Source organism: Arthrobacter sp. TmtSoilC51 (assembly GCF_055388015.1).
The window spans coordinates 4,735,217-4,750,822 of sequence record NZ_AP035877.1; the positions used below are offsets into that span (position 1 = coordinate 4,735,217).

The 15,606-nt window shown below is 63.0% G+C and carries 13 protein-coding genes; 8 read left to right on the forward strand and 5 right to left on the reverse strand.

Translation table 11 applies throughout. From position 1 onward, the window contains the following. Positions 1 to 15 precede the first annotated feature (15 nt). Positions 16 to 987 carry a hypothetical protein gene (locus tag ACZ5G6_RS21650; RefSeq protein WP_498688060.1) on the reverse strand — a complete coding sequence of 324 codons (972 nt, stop codon included), beginning with the start codon at positions 985 to 987 and terminating at the stop codon, positions 16 to 18. A 156-nt stretch (positions 988 to 1,143) separates the two neighbouring features. Between ACZ5G6_RS21650 and ACZ5G6_RS21655 the strand changes: the two genes are divergently transcribed. Then, positions 1,144 to 1,623, forward strand: coding sequence for a DUF4383 domain-containing protein (locus tag ACZ5G6_RS21655; protein ID WP_498688063.1), 480 nt, complete (start codon positions 1,144 to 1,146; stop codon positions 1,621 to 1,623). 153 nt (positions 1,624 to 1,776) lie between these two features. Here ACZ5G6_RS21655 and ACZ5G6_RS21660 read toward each other — a convergent pair whose 3' ends face one another. The 4 genes from ACZ5G6_RS21660 to ACZ5G6_RS21675 all read right to left on the reverse strand — a co-directional run bounded on the left by ACZ5G6_RS21660 (position 1,777) and on the right by ACZ5G6_RS21675 (position 6,588). Continuing rightward, complete coding sequence (locus tag ACZ5G6_RS21660) at positions 1,777 to 2,580, reverse strand: IclR family transcriptional regulator (protein WP_223934841.1); 804 nt, start codon at positions 2,578 to 2,580, stop codon at positions 1,777 to 1,779. A gap of 86 nt (positions 2,581 to 2,666) precedes the next feature. Next, a complete protein-coding gene (locus ACZ5G6_RS21665) occupies positions 2,667 to 3,923 on the reverse strand; it encodes an aminopeptidase P family protein (RefSeq protein WP_498688065.1) in 1,257 nt (418 codons plus the stop codon). A 29-nt stretch (positions 3,924 to 3,952) separates the two neighbouring features. Beyond that, complete coding sequence (locus tag ACZ5G6_RS21670) at positions 3,953 to 5,320, reverse strand: MFS transporter (RefSeq protein WP_223934843.1); 1,368 nt, start codon at positions 5,318 to 5,320, stop codon at positions 3,953 to 3,955. A 596-nt stretch (positions 5,321 to 5,916) separates the two neighbouring features. Next, positions 5,917 to 6,588 (reverse strand): GntR family transcriptional regulator, encoded by a 672-nt coding sequence (locus ACZ5G6_RS21675; RefSeq protein ID WP_498688068.1) that lies wholly within the window; start codon positions 6,586 to 6,588, stop codon positions 5,917 to 5,919. Between the two features lie 152 nt (positions 6,589 to 6,740). On the opposite strand from ACZ5G6_RS21675, the gene glyA reads away from it, so the two are divergent. Genes glyA through purU form a run of 7 tightly spaced genes read left to right on the forward strand, consistent with a single transcriptional unit; the run spans position 6,741 to position 15,591 of the window. Then, the gene (gene glyA / locus ACZ5G6_RS21680) at positions 6,741 to 8,102 is read left to right on the forward strand and encodes a serine hydroxymethyltransferase (RefSeq protein WP_498688071.1); all 1,362 of its coding nucleotides are present in this window, start codon (positions 6,741 to 6,743) and stop codon (positions 8,100 to 8,102) included. Continuing rightward, on the forward strand, positions 8,099 to 9,319 hold the full coding sequence (locus ACZ5G6_RS21685) for a sarcosine oxidase subunit beta family protein (RefSeq protein ID WP_498688073.1): 1,221 nt from the start codon (positions 8,099 to 8,101) through the stop codon (positions 9,317 to 9,319). The genes glyA and ACZ5G6_RS21685 overlap by 4 nt, the downstream gene beginning before the upstream one ends. 28 nt (positions 9,320 to 9,347) lie before the next feature. Beyond that, positions 9,348 to 9,701 carry a sarcosine oxidase subunit delta gene (locus ACZ5G6_RS21690; protein ID WP_223934847.1) on the forward strand — a complete coding sequence of 118 codons (354 nt, stop codon included), beginning with the start codon at positions 9,348 to 9,350 and terminating at the stop codon, positions 9,699 to 9,701. Between the two features lie 2 nt (positions 9,702 to 9,703). After that, positions 9,704 to 12,649 (forward strand): sarcosine oxidase subunit alpha family protein, encoded by a 2,946-nt coding sequence (locus ACZ5G6_RS21695; protein WP_498688076.1) that lies wholly within the window; start codon positions 9,704 to 9,706, stop codon positions 12,647 to 12,649. Continuing rightward, positions 12,642 to 13,286 (forward strand): sarcosine oxidase subunit gamma, encoded by a 645-nt coding sequence (locus ACZ5G6_RS21700; protein WP_223934849.1) that lies wholly within the window; start codon positions 12,642 to 12,644, stop codon positions 13,284 to 13,286. Before ACZ5G6_RS21695 ends, ACZ5G6_RS21700 begins: the two co-directional genes overlap by 8 nt. Further along, positions 13,286 to 14,689 (forward strand): L-serine ammonia-lyase, encoded by a 1,404-nt coding sequence (locus ACZ5G6_RS21705; protein ID WP_223934850.1) that lies wholly within the window; start codon positions 13,286 to 13,288, stop codon positions 14,687 to 14,689. Before ACZ5G6_RS21700 ends, ACZ5G6_RS21705 begins: the two co-directional genes overlap by 1 nt. Positions 14,690 to 14,691: 2 nt before the next feature. After that, a complete protein-coding gene (gene purU / locus ACZ5G6_RS21710; protein ID WP_223934851.1) occupies positions 14,692 to 15,591 on the forward strand; it encodes a formyltetrahydrofolate deformylase in 900 nt (299 codons plus the stop codon). Positions 15,592 to 15,606: the final 15 nt, after the last annotated feature.

Here is a 15,606-nt window from a genome sequence, read left to right on the forward strand (position 1 = left end):
GCCTGCACAATGTCTTTATTCGCCGCTGAGCTGCCTGAAGTCGTTCTCCCACAGCCGACGCATCTCTGCATCCTTGCGGATCACTTCCAGTGTCTCCAGCTCTGCCGGCGGGGCGGGGCGCTTGGAACGGGGAGTCAAGGTCCGGCGACCCTGGTCCAATGCGAGAAGGGCGCGGTCCGTGAGGGCATCATTACGCAGAGCCAGGCTGGTCTTCCTCCGCCGAAGGACCTCTTTCAGCGCCGCTTGGGCCGATTCGAAGTCGCCACGCGCCCGTTGCGATCGAGCCCGGATCAGGAGCAAGGCCGCCGAGAGGTCATCGGTATTCAACAAGCCCTCAGTGCACATCACCACGTCCCGGTGCCGGCCCAGCGCAAACGCCGCGGTGCAGCGGGCCAAGGCCGAAGGCAACGACGGCGGCAAACCCACCACGGCTTCCAACGCCGACTCGATCATCCCCATCTCCCGAAGGCAATGCGCCAGCGCCAGGAACACGGACTCCTCGCTGAACAAAACCGGGACTTCAATACGTTCGGCCACCTCCACCCGGGTGACCACCTGCCCAAGGTAGAGCGCCGAGAACTGGCTCGCGTCGTCGTCGATCCTTGTTGTTAAGCCGCGCCGCAGCAACTCCGATGCCCGCAGATACCCACCGTGCTTGTACGCCAACAATCCCGCCATCACGTAGCACAAGCCCGCCCACCCCGGGTAAAGGCGCCCCAGCGAGATGAGCCGATCCGGCTCAGTAGCAGTGAAAACAGCCTCGTGCATAGCCTTGGCAGGCTTGGTGGACAAGCGCTTCAACCGGGGAACATCGCCCACCACGGAAAGGCGGGCAGGATCCCGGCCACTCAGGACGCCGGACAGCACCTCACCCACGCCGTCGGCCAACCCGCGGACCGGCGTGCGAACGTATCCTTCCCGGAAGGGAGTGAGGTCCCGCGTGTCATGGAAGATCGATTGGAAATCCCCGTTTGGAGCTTGGCTCATGAACCCATGCTAACTGGCACCTAAGTGGCCCTATCCCCTGCATTTGGAGGCATTTCAGGAGTATTATGGCGGCGTCGGCAAGGTTATCCGACACCCCTTGCCGCGGGACGGTTCTCCATGAGAAGAGCCGTGTAACAGCGTGAAAGGGAGGACTTCATGACCACCGCTTCGCACCCCACCGAACACCATCATGCGATGGGGTTGACTCTTCACAACACCGCCATGGGCGCTGGCATTGTTTTTCTGCTGGTCGGTGTCTTGGGCTTTATCCCAGGTATTACCACCAATTACGGCGCCATGACCTTCGCGGGACATGAATCCGGCGCCATGCTGCTTGGAGTATTCCAAGTGTCCATTCTCCACAACATCGTGCACTTGCTGTTTGGCGTGGCCGGTTTGGCCATGGCAAGGACAGCACGCATGGCTCGACTGTTCCTCATTGGCGGCGGCGCCGTTTATATCGTTCTTTGGATCTACGGCTTGATCATCAATCAGGAAACGGGCGCCAACTTTGTTCCGTTCAACACTGCTGACAACTGGCTGCACTTGATCCTCGGCGTGGCCATGATCGGTTTGGGTGCTTGGCTGGGCAGGGATGCCATGGACGAGACAACCGCGGCACGGCGGAGGATGTAATACCTCGCGTACGCCAGCTCAAACAACGACGGCGGTCGGACCCTTCGCGGGAACGGTCGCCGTTCTTGTGCTTCCGCGCCGAGTTGGCATTTGATGACAATCCCAGGCCTCGGGACTGTCATCAAATGCCAACTCGCTGCGGCTTGATGGGCGTTACCGTGGAGCGCGGCCACCCAGGCGTGTGGTGACCTTGGCCGCGGCATCGGCACAGGCTTCACCGAGGCTGTTGAGCGTATCTTGCGAGACCCGAAACTTTGGTGCGGGGATGAGCACGGACGCCACCATGTTTCCCCTGTGGTCATAGACCGGCGAGGCCACGCCCACTTCCTCAATGGACGTCTCTCCAAAGTTCACAGCCCAGCCACGCTTCGTGGAGTCCTCCAACCGCTGCAGGTACGCCTCCATAGCTTCCTCATCGAGGCCGGGAAGGGTGATGGCACCACTCCGCAGTAAATTCCGGACGCGGTCCTGGTCCTCGGCGGCCAGGAAAACCTGCACTGAAGAGCTAAGCGCCTCGCTATAGCGGACACCCAGCGGGGCGAGGTGCTTGACCTGATGGCGGCTGGGGATCTGCTCCACACACATGGATTCGCTTCCATTCCAGACCATGAGCGCGCTTGTCTCACCCGTGCGTTCTGTTAGTTCCCGCAGCACCGGATATGCCACGCGTCGCTCTTCGAGTTCCGCCAGGAGCGGGCCCGCCATGGCGATCATGCCCAGCCCCAAGCGGAACCTGCGCGAATCGACGTCGCGCTCCACCAAATGCTCCTGCTCCAACGTAGCCAGGATGCGGGAAACCGTGCTCTTGTGCAGGCCGACGCGCCCTGCGATTTCAGTGACCCCCAAAAGCGGCTCGTCGGCACTGAAACTCCGCAGGACCGCGATGGCATTGACAATGACCGAGGTACCTTTGGCTTCGCCGTTGCCTGAGACGTCGTTGGATTCCGTGGGAGTCATGGGTTCACTATATTTGGCTGAAGCTCAGGGACAGGGACAGCGTTGGGCCGGTGGACGCCGTGCACTGCGCACACCGGCCGGTCCACCTAGGCTCCGATGATGTTGTACTCAGGGCCAAACGGGAACTTGGTGATGTTCTCCGCGCCGTCTTCGCCCACCACCAGGATGTCGTGCTCGCGGTAACCGCCAGCACCCGGCTGGCCGTCCAACACCGTAATCATCGGCTCCATGGAAACCACCATGCCTGGTTCCAGCACGGTATCGATGTCTTCTCGCAGCTCAAGGCCGGCCTCGCGACCGTAGTAGTGGCTCAAGACACCGAACGAGTGGCCATAGCCGAACGTGCGGTTGGCCAGGAGTCCGTGGCCGACATAGATCTCGTTGAGCTCCGCGGCGATGTCCTTGCAGACGGCCCCGGGCTTGATGAGTTCCAGGCCCCGCTTGTGGACCTCCACGTTGATGTTCCACAGTTCCAAGGAGCGGGCGTCCGGTTCCCCGTAGAACAGGGTGCGCTCCAATGCGGTGTAGTAGCCGCTGGTCATCGGGAAGCAGTTCAGGGACAGGATGTCGTGTTCCTGGATCTTCCGTGTGGTCGCCCAGTTGTGCGCGCCATCGGTGTTGATGCCGGACTGGAACCAGACCCAGGTGTCACGGATTTCGGAGTCCGGGAACGTGCGGGCGATCTCGTGCACCATGGCTTCGGTGCCGATCAGGGCGACCTCGTACTCGGTGATGCCGGCAGTGATCGCATTGCGGATGGCTTCGCCGCCAAGATCGCCGATGCGGGCGCCGTGCTTGATGACAGCGATTTCCTCGTCCGACTTGATCATGCGCTGGCGCATCGCAGCCTGGGCAACGTCCACCAGGGTGGCTTCCTGGAACGCGGCCTGGATCTTGTTGCGATTATCCAGCGGCAGGGAGTCATCCTCGACGCCGATGCGGCGCGGGTTGATGCCCCGGGTACGCAGGACTTCCTGGATGGCGTGGATGTAGTTGTCCCTACGCCAGTCCGTGTACACGAGGTTGTCGCCGTAGCTGCGGCGCCAAGGCATACCGGCGTCGATATTTGCCGTAATGGTGACGGTGTCATCCTTGGTCACCACCATGCCGTAGGAGCGGCCAAAGTAGGTGAAGAGGAAGTCAGAGTAGTACTTGATGGAGTGGTAGCTGGTGAGGACTACGGCGTCGAGGTCTTTCTCGGCCATGATGCTGCGAAGTCCGGCGAGGCGACGCTCAAACTCTGCGTCGGAGAAGGTCAGCGAGACCTTCTCGCCGTTGTTGAGGACCTTGAGCCGTTCGAGCTTGGCCACATCATTGATGGCCTCGTTCTCGGTGATGGTCATGGTGGTTCCTTTCAATGGGTGGGTTGGTTTCAGTCCTGCTGCAGTGGCTTCTTGGAAGTCTCGGCGGCGAACAGGACTGCGATGAGGGAAACCAGGGCGGCAGCCACGAGGTACCAGCCTGGGGCCAGTTGATTGTGGGTCATGCCGATGAGGAGCGTTGCCATGAACGGCGCAGTGCCGCCGAACAACGCGTTGGAGAGGTTGAAGCTGACAGCGAAGCCCGTGTAACGCACCTTCGTCGGGAAGAGTTCGGCCAGGAAGCTCGGCAGGGTGCCGTCGTTGAGGGTGAGCATTCCGCCCAGCAGGATCTGGACAAGGACGATCACCAGGAAGTTGCGGGTATCAAGGAGCATGAACGCCGGAACGGTCAGCACCACGAACAGGACAGACGCGGTGATGAGCATGCGCTTGCGGCCGAACTTATCCGACGCGATGCCGGTCAGGAAGATGAAGCCGATGTAACTTGCCAGGGCGATGGTGGTGGCAAGGAACGACTCCGCCGCGCCGAAGCCCAATTCCACGGACAAGTATGTGGGCATGTAGCTGAGGATTACGTAGAAGCCGACGGCGTTCAGCAGCACTGCGCCCGTGGCGATGATGAGCTGCTTCCGGTAGGTCTTGAACATTGCCAGGGCCGGCGCCTTGACTGCAGTGTCCTTCTCGGAGAGCTCACGGAACGCAGGGGTGTCCTCGAGCTTGGTGCGTATGTACCTGCCGATCAAGCCCATGGGAGCCGCCAGCAGGAATGGCAGGCGCCAACCCCATTCGTTGAGCTGCTCCGGGGTCAGGACTGAACTCAGCAGGGCGGCCAGCAAGGACCCCAGCAGCAGCCCCGCTGCGGTGCTGGCAGGCACGACGGCGGCATAGAGTCCGCGGCGGTTCGACGGCGCGTACTCCACCAGGAAGGCGGACGCACCGGCGTACTCCCCGGCAGCGGAGAAGCCTTGGACGACTCTTACGAGCAACAGCAGGATCGGGGCCATGACGCCGATAGTGGCGTACCCCGGAATCAAGGCGATGCAGAACGTGGCCACCGACATCAGGACGATCGAGAGCGACAACGCCTGCTTCCGGCCCAGCCTGTCTCCGATATGGCCCCAGATGAATCCGCCAAGCGGCCTTACGAAGAAGCTGACGGCGAAGACACCGAAGGTCGCGAGCAGGGCTGTCTGCCGGTCCGACTCCGGGAAGAAGACGGTCGAGATGATGCCGGCCAGGTATCCATAGACGGCGTAGTCGAACCATTCGACAAAGTTGCCGATGAAGCTTGCAGTGACTACGCGTCGGCGCGTGTCCTTGCTGACTGTGTGATTGGGGCCAGATTCGGGAGAGGTGCCGCGTCCGCCATTGGACCGATCTCCCGGAACGGCTGCCACAGAGGAAAGTTCATTACTCATGTGTCCACCAAGAATATTTGGGGTTGCATTAGAAGCAACGCTGTTGCACCAGAGTATGTGTGTTCCGCGTCACGGTCAAGAGTCTATTTAAAAGTCTTAGGAAGCTTCGTGAGGCTCCCATTGGGCGTTAGGCGATTTTGAGCCTTTGCCGCTGTTGTTGCAAGAAGCGCTACCGCGTTGCAGTCACCGCCCAAAAACCAGCGATCCTCTCGCACATCCCAACCCTTTTCCGCGGATGCTCTCGCACATCCTGCGGCCCATCGCGAAACGCTCGCTCACTTTCACGAAGAAAGCCCGACGTCGGGGACTCGCGGTGAGTGCCCGACGTCGGGCTTTAGTGCGTTGGGGCCATACCGCCGCGGCAGCAGGACGTGAGAGAGCAACCGCCGGAAAGCAGCAGGACGTGAGAGAGCAACCGCCAGAAAGCAGCAGGACGTGAGAGAGCAACCGCCAAAAAGCCGCAGGACGTGAGAGAACATCGGGAGGGGGCGGGGTTATCCGGTAGTCCGAGAGGATGACCCCGCCGCCAGAGGCAGGCGGAGGCAGGCGGAGGCCCAGGCTGCCTCCGCAGGAAGCGAGCAAGAGTCCTGCGACGCCTAGAGGACCTTGCGGATCGTCTCTTCGAAGCTAACCACGTGGTGAAGGGCGAGCTCGGCGGCGCGGTCTTCGTCGCCGTCGGCAATGGCGGTCAACAGTTCAGCATGCTCGGAGATGTGGCCTGAGACGGAGGGCATCTTTTCCAGCATGTAGCACCAGATGCGGGTGGCGAGGTTGTCGTAGCGGATCAGGACGTCTTCCAGGTGCGCATTCGCGGAGGCCTTGTAGATCAGCCGGTGGACCTGGATGTCGTACCGCATGAGTTCCTGGGAGGAGGCATCCTGGCCCTCAAGGTCGCGGATCGCCTCAGCAACTGCACGGATTTCAAGACGCAGGGCGGGGCTCGCCATGCGGGCGGCCTTCCTGGAGGCCAGCGGTTCCAGCAGTTCGCGGATCTCGGAGACCTCGGCCAACTGGGTGATGTCCACGCCTGTCGCAAATGTCCCGCGCCGCGGGTAGGAGACCACGAGGTGGTCGCTTTCGAGACGCTTGATGGCCTCGCGGACAGGGGTGCGCCCAATACCGAGTTCCGCAGCAATCTGACCATCGTTGATGGGGTCGCCGGGCTTGATGTCCAGCATGATGAGCCTGTCGCGAAGGAGCAGGTAGGCGTTCTCCGCGAGGGACGAACCCTGCGGAGCGGATTCCAGTGCTTCCAGTGCTGCGCTCATTTGCTCTCTCCCGTTGTCGCCAATCCAGTTTGCTGGATGGATCGCCGCAGACCTGTTGACGACCATGTGACCTTCAACATACTATGGCAATAGTTCTAATATATCAGTTGCCTAACAGACGGCCGCTACAAGTACTTCAGAAGGAGAACACCATGGTTGAACCGCTGATCCGCTCGCTCGCACAGGCGGACCCGGAGGTCGATCAGGCGATCGCCCAGGAACTCATCCGCCAGCAGTCCACGCTGGAAATGATCGCCTCTGAGAACTTTGCCCCCACGGCTGTCATGGAAGCCCAGGGCTCGGTGCTGACCAACAAGTACGCCGAGGGCTACCCGGGCAAGCGGTACTACGGTGGCTGCGAACACGTTGATGTGATCGAGCAGCTGGCCATCGACCGCCTGAAGTCCCTGTTTGGCGCCGAGTTCGCCAACGTGCAGCCCCACTCCGGCGCGCAGGCCAACGCGGCCGCGATGTTCGCCCTGATCCAGCCCGGCGACACCATCCTTGGTTTGAATCTTGCCCATGGCGGCCACCTGACCCACGGCATGCGCATCAACTTCTCCGGCAAGCTCTACAAAGTAGTCCCGTACGGCGTCCAGGAGGACACACACACCATCGACATGGCCGAGGTGGAACGCCTCGCCATTGAAAACAAGCCGCAACTGATCGTTGCTGGCTGGTCTGCCTACTCCCGCCACCTGGACTTCGCAGAGTTCCGCCGCATCGCGGACCTCGTAGGCGCCTACCTGATGGTGGACATGGCCCACTTCGCCGGCCTGGTGGCAGCAGGACTGCACCCGAGCCCGGTTCCGCACGCACACATCGTCACGAGCACAACGCACAAGACCCTTGGTGGTCCCCGTGGTGGCGTGATCCTGACAAACGACGCCGACATCGCCAAGAAGGTTAACTCTGCCGTCTTCCCAGGCCAGCAGGGTGGTCCGTTGGAGCACGTGATCGCAGCCAAGGCCGTGGCCTTCAAGATGGCCGCTGAGCCCGAATTCCAGGAACGCCAGATCCGCGTACTCGAGGGCGCCAAGATCCTCGCGGACCGATTCCTGCAGGACGACCTTGCCGCGGCAGGCATCTCAGTGGTCAGCGGTGGAACGGATGTTCACCTGGTCCTGGTTGACCTCCGCAATTCCGAACTCAATGGCCAGCAGGCCGAGGACACGCTGCACCACATCGGCATCACGGTCAACCGCAATGCCGTCCCGTTCGACCCCCGCCCGCCGATGGTCTCCTCCGGCCTGCGCATCGGTACCCCCGCCCTCGCGGCCCGCGGCTTCGGCGCCGAAGAATTCACCGAAGTCGCAGACATCATTGCGACGGCGTTGATCACCGCAGCAGCCGGCGGCAGCAACAGTGGTGACGTCGCCCTTGACGATGCGACCGCCGTCGAACTCCGCAACCGCGTCACGGCACTTGCCGACAAGTTCCCGCTTTACCCACACCTCAGCGACGGCAACGACGCCGCAACTGAACTCGAAGAAATGATTGGAGCAGCCCAGTGAGCGCGGACCACCTCCCCGAACACCCCGACTTCCTCTGGCGCAACCCGGAACCCAAGAAGAGCTACGACGCCGTCATTGTGGGCGGCGGCGGGCACGGCCTGGCCACCGCATACTTCCTTGCGAAGAACCACGGCATGACCAACATCGCCATCCTTGAAAAGGGCTGGCTGGCCGGCGGAAACATGGCCCGCAACACCACCATCATCCGTTCCAACTACCTCTGGGACGAGAGCGCTGCAATTTACGAGCACGCCCTCAAGCTCTGGGAAATCCTCCCCGAGGAGCTGGAGTACGACTTCCTGTTCAGCCAGCGTGGCGTCATGAACCTCGCCCACACCTTGGGCGACGTCCGCGAAAGCATGCGTCGTGTCGGGGCCAACAGGCTCAACGGCGTGGACGCAGAGTGGCTGGACCCGCAGCAGGTCAAGGAACTCTGCCCCATCCTGAACACCAGTGACAACATCCGATACCCAGTCATGGGCGCCACGTATCAGCCGCGTGCAGGCATCGCCAAGCACGATCACGTGGCCTGGGCTTTCGCCCGCAAGTGCGATGAACTCGGCGTGGACATCATCCAGAACTGCGAAGTCACGGGCTTCATCAAGGACGGCAACAGGGTAACCGGCGTCAAGACCACGCGCGGCACCATCAACACCGAAAAGGTGGGTCTCTGCGCCGCCGGCCACAGCTCGGTCCTCGCCGAGATGGCCGGTTTCCGCCTCCCGATCCAGTCGCACCCGCTCCAGGCACTTGTGTCTGAATTGCACGAGCCGGTCCACCCCACGGTGGTCATGTCCAACCACGTCCACGTGTACGTGTCCCAGGCACACAAGGGTGAGTTGGTGATGGGCGCTGGCGTGGACTCCTACAACGGCTACGGCCAGCGCGGATCGTTCCACGTGATCGAGGAACAAATGGCAGCGGCCGTGGAGCTCTTCCCGATCTTCGCCCGGGCGCATGTGCTCCGGACCTGGGGCGGCATCGTGGACACCACGCTGGACGCCTCGCCGATTGTTGGGCTCACCCCCGTGGAGAACATGTTCGTCAACTGCGGTTGGGGAACGGGTGGCTTCAAGGGCACTCCTGCGGCTGGTTTGACCTTCGCGCACACCATTGCGACCGGTACTCCGCACAAGCTGAACAAGCCGTTCGCGCTTGAACGCTTCGAGACCGGCGCCCTGATCGACGAACACGGCGCCGCAGCCGTGGCCCACTAAGCGCCCACCAGCACAGGACAGGAAAGACATGCTTCTCATTTCATGCCCCAACTGCGGGCCACGCGACGAAACCGAATTCCACTACGGTGGCCAGGCACACATTGCCTACCCGGAAAACCCGAACGACCTCACGGACCGTGAATGGGCCGAGTACCTGTTCTACCGCGAGAACACCAAGGGCACCTTCGCCGAACGTTGGGTCCACAGCACTGGCTGCAGGCAGTGGTTCAACATGCTGCGCGACACCGTGACCTACGACATCCACTCCATCTACGCGATGGGGCAGCCCCGCCCCGACACAAGCGGCGATTACGGCCAGTCCGGCGGACCGGGCCTTGCGCCCGGCGCAGCAACCGCACCCACCTCCTCGGAAGGAGTCTAGAAGTGACCAGCAAGAACGCACGCCTCGCCACCGGCGGACGCATCGACCGCAGCATCGCTTGGCGCTTCACTGTGGACGGCCAGGAATTCACCGGCCACCCCGGCGACACCATCGCCTCGGCGCTGCTGGCCAATGGCCACATCAACGCAGGCAACTCCCTTTACGAGGACCGTCCCCGCGGCATCATGGCCGCCGGTGTTGAAGAGTCCAACGCCTTGGTCAAGATCGCGCCCCGGTTCCCGGGCCACGTTGCCGAATCCATGCTCCCCGCCACCGCCGTTTCACTCGTCGACGGCATGAACGTTGAGCTGCTCTCAGGCTTGGGCAAGCTTGACCCTGCCGAGGACAAGGCCGAGTACGACAAGAAGTACGTCCACACGGACGTCCTGGTGGTCGGCGGCGGCGTTGCCGGCCTGGCAGCCGCCCGCGAAGCAGTCCGCACCGGGGCCCGCGTCATCCTGATCGACGACCAGCCCGAACTGGGCGGTTCGATCCTCTCCGGCTCAACGGCCGAGGGCCTGCAGGAAACCATCGAGGGCAAGCCTGCCCTGGAATGGGTTGCCGACGTTGAAGCCGAGCTGGTCTCCGCCGAAGAATGCACGGTGCTGAACCGCACCACTGCCTTCGGTTCCTACGATTCCAACTACTTCATCGCAGCGCAGAACCGCACGGATCACCTGACCGTTCCGGCCGCGCCGGGCGTTTCACGCCAGCGCATCTGGCACATCCGCGCACAGCAGGTTGTGCTCGCACCCGGCGCCCACGAGCGTCCGCTGGTCTTCGAGAACAACGACCGCCCGGGCATCATGCTCGCCTCGGCTGTCCGCACATACCTCAACCGCTACGCCGTGGCCGCAGGTTCACGCGTCGTCATCAGCACCACCAATGACTCCGCCTACTTGCTCGCCGCGGACCTGAAGGCAGCAGGCGTGGCGATTGCCGCCGTCGTCGATGCCCGTCCGCAGATCAGCGCGAAGGCCGCAGCCGCCGTCGAGTCCGGTATCCGGGTACTCATCGGCAGCGCCGTGGCCGACACGTCGGCAGACGAGAATGGCCGCCTGAATGGCGTCACCATCCGCAGCATTAACGACGACGGCGAACTCACCTCGGGCGTCGAACAGCTGGCTGCCGATCTGCTGGCGGTTTCCGGTGGCTGGTCCCCGGTGGTCCACCTCCACAGCCAGCGCCAGGGCAAGCTGCGCTGGGACGACGAGCTCGCAGCTTTCGTACCCGTCAAGCCGGTCAGGGACCAGCAGGTTGTTGGCGCCGGCCGCGGCAGCTACGAACTCCAGGACTGCCTGGCAGAGGGCGTCTCGGCCGGAGCTGCAGCGTCCGTCGCCGCAGGTTTCAGCTCCGACGTAACCCCCGCGGAACTGCAGGCACCCGTGGCAAGCGCGCCGACACGCCAGCTGTGGCTGGTTCCCGGCCAGGAAGGCGAACCTGGCGAATGGCACCACCACTTCGTTGATTTCCAGCGCGACCAGTCCGTGGCTGATGTCCTCCGCTCCACCGGAGCCGGCATGCGCTCGGTGGAGCACGTCAAGCGGTACACCTCCATCAGCACAGCCAATGACCAGGGCAAGACGTCCGGCGTCAACGCGATCGGCGTCATCGCCGCGGCGCTGAAGTTCGGCGGCGCGGAAAGCGTTCCCGGCGTCGGCGAGATCGGAACCACGGCTTACCGCGCACCCTTCACGCCGGTAGCTTTCGCAGCCCTGGCTGGCCGCCAGCGCGGCGAGTTGTTCGATCCGGCCCGAGTGACCTCCATCCACCCGTGGCACGTTGCCCAGGGTGCGCTGTTCGAAGATGTCGGACAGTGGAAGCGCCCTTGGTACTACCCGCAGTCCGGCGAGGACATGGACACGGCAGTCCTGCGTGAATGCGCAGCTGTCCGCGATTCCGTGGGCTTCATGGACGCAACCACGCTCGGCAAGATCGAAATCCGTGGCAAGGATGCCGGCGAATTCCTGAACCGCGTGTACACCAACGCGTTCAAGAAGCTCGCTCCGGGATCCGCCCGCTACGGCGTCATGTGCACCTTGGATGGCATGATCTTCGATGACGGCGTGACCCTGCGCCTGGACGAGGACCGCTTCTTCATGACCACCACCACCGGCGGCGCCGCGAAGGTGCTGGACTGGTTGGAAGAATGGCACCAGACCGAATGGCCGGAACTCGATGTGGTCTTCACCTCCGTGACGGAGCAGTGGAGCACCATCGCAGTGGTAGGCCCGAAGTCCCGTGCGGTGATCGCAAAGGTCGCTCCGCAGCTCGCCGAGAACGGCGGCTTGGACGCTGAAGCCTTCCCGTTCATGACGTTCCGCGAGACCACGCTGGCCTCCGGAGTGCAGGCACGCGTTTGCCGTATCTCCTTCTCCGGCGAACTGGCCTACGAAATCAACGTCCCATCCTGGTACGGGCTCAACACCTGGGAAGCCGTTGCTGCCGCGGGCGCCGAATTCAACATCACCCCGTACGGCACGGAAACTATGCACGTGCTCCGCGCTGAGAAGGGCTACCCGATCGTAGGGCAGGACACCGACGGCACGGTCACCCCGCAGGACGCCGGCATGGAATGGATTGTCTCCAAGGCCAAGGACTTCATCGGCAAGCGCTCCTACCTCCGTGAGGACGCCAGCCGCGAGGACCGCAAGCATCTGGTGAGCGTCCTTCCCGTGGATCACTCGCTGAGGCTGCCGGAAGGCACGCAGCTGGTTGAGAAGGGCATCCCGGTCAACCCGGCCTACGGACCCGTCCCCATGGAGGGCTTCGTGACCTCCAGCTACCACAGTGCCGCACTGGGCCGTTCCTTCGGCCTGGCACTGATCCAAAACGGCCGCAACCGCATCGGCGAGACCCTCGTGGCCTCGGTGGGAGACCAATTGGTGGACGTGGTTGTTGGCGAAACCGTACTTTTCGATGCTGAAGGGACCCGCAAAGATGGCTGAAACAGCAACACCAGCAGAAACCGCACACGTCGACCGCGTACGGGGTGCCCGCCGCAGCCCGGCCGAGCACTTGGCTGACGCCTTCACCTCCGGCTCCGTGCCGGGCACGGTGACGCTGAAGGAAATCCCCTACCAGGCCATGGTGGGCATCCGGGTTGAGCGAACGTCCGACGCCGGTACCCGCGTTGCGTCCATCACCGGCGGCTTGCCTGCCGCTTGCGGTGAAGTGACGGGCGCCGGTTCCGTGAACACGCTCTGGCTTGGCCCGACTGAGTTCCTGGTGGTCGCTCCGGAGGAGTCCCACGACTCGCTCGGCGGCTCCCTGGTCAGCGACCTGACCACGGCCCTCGGCAGCGATGAAGGCCAGGTAGTGGACCTGTCCGCCAACCGCACTACGTTCGAGCTCTCCGGCAGCCATGCCCGCGCTGTGCTCGAAAAGACCTGCTCTTTGGACCTTCACCCCCGCGTCTTCAAGGCAGGAACAGCCGTCTCAACGGAGCTCGCACACATTCCCGTGATGCTTTGGAAGACCTCGGACGAGACCTACCGGATCTTTCCCCGGGCCTCGTTTGCCGACTTCCTGGGGCGCTGGCTCCTGGACGCCATGCGGGAGTATGCCTCACCCGAGGTCCCCTAATGGCACTGAGTGTGCTTGACCTGTTTTCTGTTGGCATCGGGCCGTCGTCGTCACACACGGTCGGCCCGATGCGGGCGGCAAAGCAGTTCACGGACGGTCTTGAATCGTCCGGCCAGCTTCCGGCCACGGTGCGCGTCCAGGCTGAGCTCTTCGGCTCCCTGGGCGCCACCGGCCGGGGCCACGGTTCCGACAAGGCCGTGGTGCTGGGGCTGCAGGGCCACTCACCCGAAACCGTGGACACCAAAACGGCTGATGACCAAGTTGCAGCAGCGGCACTCGACGCCGAACTGCGCTTGGGCGGCGAGCACCGGGTGGACTTCAATTGGGACGAGGACGTGGTTCTTCACCGACGCAAGTCACTTCCGGCACACCCCAACGGCATGACGTTCCGGGCCCTTGACCACACCGGCGCAGTACTACGTGAGCGCAGCTACTACTCAATCGGTGGCGGCTTTGTGGTGGATGGGGATGCCACGGGCACGGACAAAGTGGTAGCCGATGACACCGTGCTGCCCTACGCCTTCACCACGGCTGATGAGCTGCTGGCCATCTGTTCACGGGAGGGCATGTCTATCTCCGAGGTCATGCTGGCCAACGAACTGGTGTGGCGATCTGAGGACGAGCTCCGCGAGCGCCTCCTCAGCATCTGGGCCGTGATGCGCGAATGCGTGGACAACGGCTGCTCTGCCGAGGGAATCCTGCCTGGAGGCCTGAAGGTCAGGCGACGGGCGCCGTCGTTGTTTAAGAAGCTGTCCGAGACCGACGCCGCCACTAAGGCCGACTCCGCTGCATCCATTCCCCCGGACCCGCTCCTCGCCATGGAATGGGTGAACCTGTTCGCGTTGGCAGTCAACGAGGAAAACGCGGCCGGCGGCAGGATTGTCACCGCGCCAACCAATGGTGCCGCCGGAATTGTGCCTGCCGTGCTGCACTATTACACAAAGTTTGTTCCGGGGGCCAACGACGACGGCGTCGTGCGCTTCCTGCTCGCGGCAGCCGCCGTCGGAATTCTGTTCAAGATCAACGCGTCCATCTCCGGCGCAGAAGTCGGCTGCCAAGGCGAGGTGGGTTCCGCCTGCTCCATGGCCGCTGCTGGCCTTTGCGAAGTCCTGGGCGGAACGCCGGAGCAAGTGGAGAACGCCGCCGAAGTAGGCATCGAGCACAACCTGGGCCTCACCTGCGATCCCGTGGGCGGGCTGGTGCAGATCCCTTGCATCGAACGCAATGCCATCGCCAGCGTCAAGGCGATCAACGCTGCCCGCCTTGCCCTGCACGGCGATGGTAGCCACAAGGTGTCCCTGGACAAAGCCATCAAGACCATGCGCGAGACAGGCGCCGACATGAAATCCAAGTACAAGGAGACCTCCCGTGGAGGTCTCGCCGTCAACGTAGTGGAGTGCTAGCCATGACTGCCATCCAAACTGAAGCTTCTACCGGTTCCTCCAACGCGACCACCGTGGAGCACGTCCTGACGTTGGACTGCCCCGAGGGTCCCGGAATTGTGCACGCTGTGTCCGGCTTCCTGCTGGAGCATGGCTGCGACATTATCGACAACAAGCAGTTCGGTGACCGGGCTGAAGGACACTTCTTCATGCGGGTGCACTTCGCTTCCTCGGGTGATGAATCCACCGTGGACGCTCTGCGGGCTGCGTTTTCCCCTGTGGGCGAGAAGTACAACATGAACTGGCAACTGGAACGTCAGGGTTACAAGCGGCGCGTACTGATCATGGTGTCGAAGTTTGGTCACTGCCTGAACGACCTCCTGTTCCGTGCGCGGATCGGTGAGCTGCCGATCGATGTTGTGGGCGTCGTGTCCAACCATACGGACCATCAGGGGCTCGCCGAGTGGCACGGGATTCCCTTCTTCCACGTGCCCGTCACTGCGGCAACCAAGCCCGCGGCCGAGGCCCGGCTGCTGGAAATCATCGACGAGTTGGACGTGGAACTCATTGTGCTCGCCCGGTACATGCAGGTCCTCAGTGACGAGCTCGCCCGGAAGCTGGACGGCCGGGCCATCAACATCCACCACTCGTTCCTGCCGAGCTTCAAAGGTGCCAAGCCGTACCACCAGGCCTACGCCCGCGGAGTCAAGACCGTGGGCGCCACCGCCCACTACGTCAACGGCGAGCTGGACGAGGGCCCGATCATCTCGCAGCAGGTGATTGAGGTGGATCATACGTTCGGACCGGACGATCTCGTAGCCGCCGGTCGGGACACGGAGTGCAAGGCCCTCAGCAACGCCGTTCGTTGGCACTGCGAGGGGCGGATCATCCTGAATGGGAACAGGACGATCGTGCTGAAGTAGGGCCTTGCCCGCCCC